A 5,485-nucleotide genomic window follows, 5' to 3' on the forward strand; every position below is an offset into this window, starting at 1 on the left:
CGGGAACGCCGCGCGAGAATTTTTGTCGATACAGTTGCCGTCCCCGCGCGACCTCGACCTCGAGATGGTCCGACAGCGCGTTGACCACGGACACGCCGACGCCATGCAGGCCACCTGATGTCTCGTAAACCTTGGAGTCGAACTTGCCGCCCGAATGCAGCGTCGTCATGATCACTTCGAGCGCCGGCTTCTTGAACTTCGGGTGCGGATCGATCGGGATGCCGCGGCCATTGTCGGTCACGGCGAGATAGCCGTCGGCCGAGAGCTCGACATCGATGAAGGTGGCATGGCCGGCTACCGCCTCGTCCATCGAATTGTCGATGACCTCGGCGAACAGATGGTGCATCGCCTTGTCGTCGGTGCCGCCGATATACATGCCTGGCCGGCGGCGCACCGGCTCCAGCCCTTCCAGCACCTCGATGTCGGCAGCGCTATAGCCCTCGCTGCCATCCTTGATTGAGGCAGGACGCTTGGTGGCCTGCACCAGCGGATCCGCCGGGCGCGCCGGTGTGCGAACCGGCTGCGGCTGCTTGTCCATATTGCCGAAGAGATCGTTGTTGTCGTCCATGCCTGCCATAGGGTCCGGTGCTGCGAATCACCTCGCGATACTGCCACGCTTTTCAGCGCCAAGCGACCGAGGTTCCTGTTCCGTTCGGGGATCTGATCCCTCTTAACCCAAAACCATTCGATAACCAAGCTGGCGGAAATAGGTCCGATGCCGCCGCGCAAGATTCCTGATTCTTTAACAATGCGGCCTAGCGTGAGCCCAACAAAACAAGAAACTGCTGATATCAGGGGTTTAGGCGTGAGGGGCAAGGCCATATCGATGATCGGCATCGCCGCCGTTTTCGGGGCGATCTCGATCTTTGCCGCGGATTTCTGGGTCAAAAGCCAGGCCGAGGCCGATTCCGAAGAGAAGACGTCGTCGATCCCGGCACTTGTTGTGCCGAAGGTCGAGTTCAAGACCATCGTGGTGGCGAATGCCCCATTGCGCTACGGCATGGCGCTCGACCGCGCGCAGCTCAGCGAAATCCCGTGGTCGCAAGAGGCCGTGCCGCAGGGCGCCTTCACCACCATCAATGCCTTGCTCGCCGACGGCACTCGCGTGGTGCTGTCGCCTATCGAGGTCAACGAACCGGTGCTGCTGACCAAGCTGTCTGGGCCAAATGGCCGCGCGACGCTTTCCAACATGATGACGCCCGGAATGCGGGCGGTCACCATCCGCACCGACGAGATAGCCGGCGTCGGCGGCTTCGTCACGCCCGGTGACCGCGTTGACGTGGTGCTGACGCGCGATGCCGGCGAAATTCAGGAAGTGGCCAAGAATGCGCAAGGGGCCGCCGGTTCGACCATCACCTCCGAGATCGTCGTCGCCGATGCCAAGGTGCTGAGCGTCGGGCAGGGCGCCGACGAGCGCCAGACGACGCCGCAGATTTCCAATTCGGTGACTATCGAGGTGACGACAGACGGCGCGCAGAAAGTGGCGTTGGCCCGCACCGTCGGCACCTTGTCCCTGTCGCTTCGATCCGCCAGCGAAGGCGGTGACGGCAAGAACGGCGTCACCACCATCTCCTCCTTCGGCGGATCGGTCGCCTCGGATGTGCAGGCCGCGGCCGGCTCGGTGTTCGACGCCGTCACCAAGGAGCCGGAGAAACCGAAGTTCAAGACGGTCATCGTAACGCGCGGCACGAAGGCCGAGGAATACCAGGTTCCTTCGCGGGACCAGAAATAAGCCAGTGGGGACTGGGTGAGGGACGGGACAATGTTCGGGCTGTTCACATATCGGGTCATGGGGCGGTTGCGCATTTTGCGTGCGGTGGCTGTCGCGTCTTCGCTGGCTGCTGCCGCGATGCTGGCTTTCGGCGCCTCGGCGAGAGCTGACAACGACATCGTCTATGTGTCGTCGACCAAGAATGCGTCGATCAAGGTTGCCAAGGGCAAGCCGAAGACGATCATGACCAGTGCCGCCTTCTACCAGATCGTCATCGGCGACCCGGAGATCGCCAACGTCAATCCGCTGACCGACAAATCCTTCTACGTGCTCGGCAACAATCTCGGCACTACCGGCATTGCGCTGTTCGATGAGAAGAAGCAGCTTGTCGGCACCGTCGACATCGAGGTGACGCTCGACACAGACCAGCTGGCCAGCACCATTCGGGCCAGCGTGCCGGATGCCAGGATCAAGGTCGGATCGGCCAACGGCCGGGTCGTGCTGTCGGGCGAGGCGGATGACGCGGTCGCCGCCGAAAAGGCAAACAAGATCGCGACGCGCTTTTCCGGCACCGAGGAGGTCATCAACTCGGTCAACATCTCATCGTCGCAGCAGGTCCAGCTCAATGTCCGTTTTGTCGAGATCAACCGCCAGGCGGGTCAGGATCTGGGCGCCAAATACGCCGCCAATTTTGCCTACGGCCTCGGTGGCCGCGACGTCTCGATCGATCCGGGTACAGTGCCGGCCGCCGGCACCGGCGAGATCATCGGCAGGCTTTTGTCGAACGGCGTGTCGATCGATATCGCCATCAAGGCGCTAGAAGAGCGCGGCCTGGCGCGGCGGCTGGCCGAGCCGAACCTGATCGCCCGTTCCGGCCAGACAGCGAGCTTTCTCGCCGGCGGCGAATTCCCGATCCCGGTCTCCGAGGACGACGGCAAGATCTCGGTCAGCTACAAGAAATACGGCGTCAGCCTGGATTTCACGCCGACCGTCCTCAAGGATGGGCTGGTCAGTCTGGACATCGCGCCGGAAGTCTCCTCGATCGACGCGTCGGCCTCCTACAATATCGGGACCATCTCGGTTCCCGGCTTCATCGTGCGCCGTGCCAGGACGTCGGTAGACCTGAAGAACGGCCAGAGCTTCATGATCGCTGGACTGCTGCAGTCGCAAAACGACATCACCACGTCGCGCATTCCCGGCCTCGGCAAGATGCCGGTGCTTGGGGCGCTGTTTTCCTCGAAATCCTATCAGCGGCGCGAGACCGACCTCGTCATCATCGTGACGCCCTATCTGGTCAAGCCGGTCGATCCGGAGAAGAAGCTCGTCGAGCCGACCGATGGCACGCAGCCGGCCAGCAACGCCGACTATTTTCTCAACAACACCGAGGAAGTGAAGGATTCCGATGCCGGTCGCACCGTGGCGCTGGCAGACGGCCGCGTCACTCAACCTGCAGCGGCCGCTTCGGCTGGGCATTTCCTCGACCTGCCGAAGGATTGAAGTCATGCGTCTGGTCTTTGGATCGAGCGTCGCCTTGCTGCTGACCGGCTTTGCCGCCGGCTGCACCAGCGACGACTATGTGCGCAGCGAAGGGCCGACGGCCGGCGCCGGAAATGCGCAGGCCGCCAACACCGTCATGCAGATGGTCGATCCCTGGAAATACGGGGTCCAGAACACCAGGCTCCTGGTGCCGGCCCAACGAGGCAGTGCCGCGGCTGTCACACCCGATCAGGCGGCCGGTGCCAAGGCGTCGCAGTCCAGCACGACCAATTGATCCCACGGGCAAATGATCCAACGGTCGATCGACCTGACAGGCTGACAGAATGGCAAACGGCATCAAGACCAGGAAGATCCTGCTCGTATCGACCGACAGGACATTTGCGCAGGACACGCGCACCGCATTTTCCGCCTCCGAGATCATACAGCTCTCGACAGTGGAGAAGAACGTCACCGAGTTGCGCGGCGAGATCCAGGAAGCCGACTTCGGCGCCATCATCGTCGACATGGATGCGGCAAGGCTGGAGGAGGTCGAGTCGCTGCAGCGCATTATGCGCCGGCTGGAGGACAAGGTTCCGGTCGTCGTCGTCACGCAGGAGTTCAACGCCGCCGCGGTGCGCATTCTGGTGCAGCTCAAGGTCGCGGATTTCCTGGTCAAGCCGATCACCACGGCCGATCTGGTGCGCTCCGTCGTGCGGGCGCTGCAGGGACCCGGGCGCGAGGAAAACACCGAATCGCAGATCTACACCTTCATGCCTGCCGCGGGCGGCGTCGGCACCACCACGCTGGCGCTGCAGACCGCTTTCCAGCTGCATCACTCGGTGACGCGCGGCGCCTCGACCTGCGTCGTCGATCTCAATTTCCAGCAGGGCGCCTGTGCCGAATATCTCGACCTCGAACCGCGTTTCGACATCACCGAGATCGAGAACCAGCCCGAGCGTCTCGACCGGCAACTGCTCGACGTGATGCTGTCCAAGCATGCCAGCGGGCTGTGCGTGCTGGCGGCACCGGCGCATCCAGCAGAGATGCGCTCGTTCAAGACCGATGTCGTGGTGCGCATGCTGGACCTCGTTTCGGCCTATTTCGACAATGTCGTCATCGACATGCCACGCACCTGGTTTCCATGGACGGAAACCGTGCTGCTCGGTTCCAACAAGCTCTACATCGTCGCGGAAATGACGGTGCCGTGCCTGCGCCACACCCAGCGGCTGATCCAGGCGGTCTACGAGACTGCCGGCAAGGAAGTGAAGCCGAACGTCATCGTCAACCGTTTCGAACAGAAGATGTTCGACAACGGCATCAAGCAGGCGGACGTCCAGGAAATTCTCGGCGAGCATTTCGTCGGCGGTATCGCCAACAACTATCGGCTGGTGCGCGAGGCGGTCGATCGCGGCGTGCCGCTGCACGAGATCGATCCCAACGCCAATGTCGTCAACGATCTGAAAAAGATCATCCTGCCGGAGGAAGCGGTCCCAACACGGGCGAAATCGCGCTCGCTGTTTGGCATGGGCCGTGAATTGCTGAAGAGGAAAGCCGGATGACCAGCCGCTTCTCCGCCCTGCAGAACCGCGATGCGCTTCCGCAGCGCGTGCCTGAGACGACGCCGGTCGCCCATCATGCCGTCGTCATTCCGACCAGCCGAAAGGCTTTGCCGGCAAAGCCGGACACAGCGCCGGCAAAGAATGCCAACAAGGTGCTCGATGCGCGCGTGCGTATCCACCGGCTGCTGCTCGAAGAGATCAATCTTGTCGCGCTGGAGCGTTTGCCGAAGGATGAGATGCGCCGGCAAGTGCGTGATTTCGTGTCGGAAAAGACCAAGCAGGAGCGGATGGCGATCAACACCGTCGAGCTTGACGCGCTGGTCGACGACATCGTCGACGAGATGGTCGGCCTCGGTCCGCTCGAGCCGCTGCTCAAGGACCCCGACATCAACGATATCCTGATCAACGGCCACATGAACTGCTTTGTCGAAAAGAAGGGCAAGCTGCAGCCGGTCCACATTCCGTTCAAGGATGAGGCGCATCTTCTGCGCATCGTCAACAAGATCGTCGCCGCGGTCGGTCGCCGTGTCGACGAATCGCAGCCGATGGTCGATGCCCGCATGCTGGACGGCTCGCGCTTCAACGCGGCCATCCGCCCGGTTGCGGTCGATGGGCCGCTGGTGTCGATCCGCAAATTTTCCAAGAACAAGCTCGGCCTGCACAAACTGGTCGAATTCGGCGCCATCACCCAGAACATGGCCGAAGTGCTGGCGGCGGCCGTGCATGCCCGCAAGACGAC

Annotated in this window: 6 protein-coding genes; 5 read left to right on the forward strand and 1 reads right to left on the reverse strand. The window is 62.4% G+C overall.

Features of this window, described 5'->3' with window-relative positions:
* On the reverse strand, positions 1-568 hold a 568-nt coding region (locus EN939_RS19260; RefSeq protein ID WP_245473117.1), incomplete at its 3' end, for an ATP-binding protein.
* Positions 569-805: 237 nt separating this feature from the next.
* Between EN939_RS19260 and cpaB the strand changes: the two genes are divergently transcribed.
* The 5 genes from cpaB to EN939_RS19285 all read left to right on the forward strand — a co-directional run.
* Positions 806-1,732, forward strand: coding sequence for a Flp pilus assembly protein CpaB (gene cpaB, locus EN939_RS19265; protein ID WP_236382800.1), 927 nt, complete (start codon positions 806-808; stop codon positions 1,730-1,732).
* A gap of 57 nt (positions 1,733-1,789) precedes the next feature.
* Positions 1,790-3,208 carry a type II and III secretion system protein family protein gene (locus tag EN939_RS19270; RefSeq protein ID WP_372958887.1) on the forward strand — a complete coding sequence of 473 codons (1,419 nt, stop codon included), beginning with the start codon at positions 1,790-1,792 and terminating at the stop codon, positions 3,206-3,208.
* A gap of 4 nt (positions 3,209-3,212) precedes the next feature.
* Complete coding sequence (locus EN939_RS19275; protein ID WP_127269273.1) at positions 3,213-3,482, forward strand: hypothetical protein; 270 nt, start codon at positions 3,213-3,215, stop codon at positions 3,480-3,482.
* A 49-nt stretch (positions 3,483-3,531) separates the two neighbouring features.
* Positions 3,532-4,746, forward strand: a complete 1,215-nt coding sequence (locus EN939_RS19280) for an AAA family ATPase (protein WP_127269274.1) — start codon at positions 3,532-3,534, stop codon at positions 4,744-4,746.
* A partial coding sequence (locus EN939_RS19285; RefSeq protein WP_164751077.1) for an ATPase, T2SS/T4P/T4SS family occupies positions 4,743-5,485 on the forward strand: 743 nt, incomplete at its 3' end. The genes EN939_RS19280 and EN939_RS19285, both read left to right, overlap by 4 nt.

Origin of the sequence: Mesorhizobium sp. M7A.F.Ca.CA.002.05.1.1 (assembly GCF_003998335.1) — a bacterium.
In the GTDB taxonomy this organism is placed as follows: Bacteria; Pseudomonadota; Alphaproteobacteria; order Rhizobiales; family Rhizobiaceae; genus Mesorhizobium.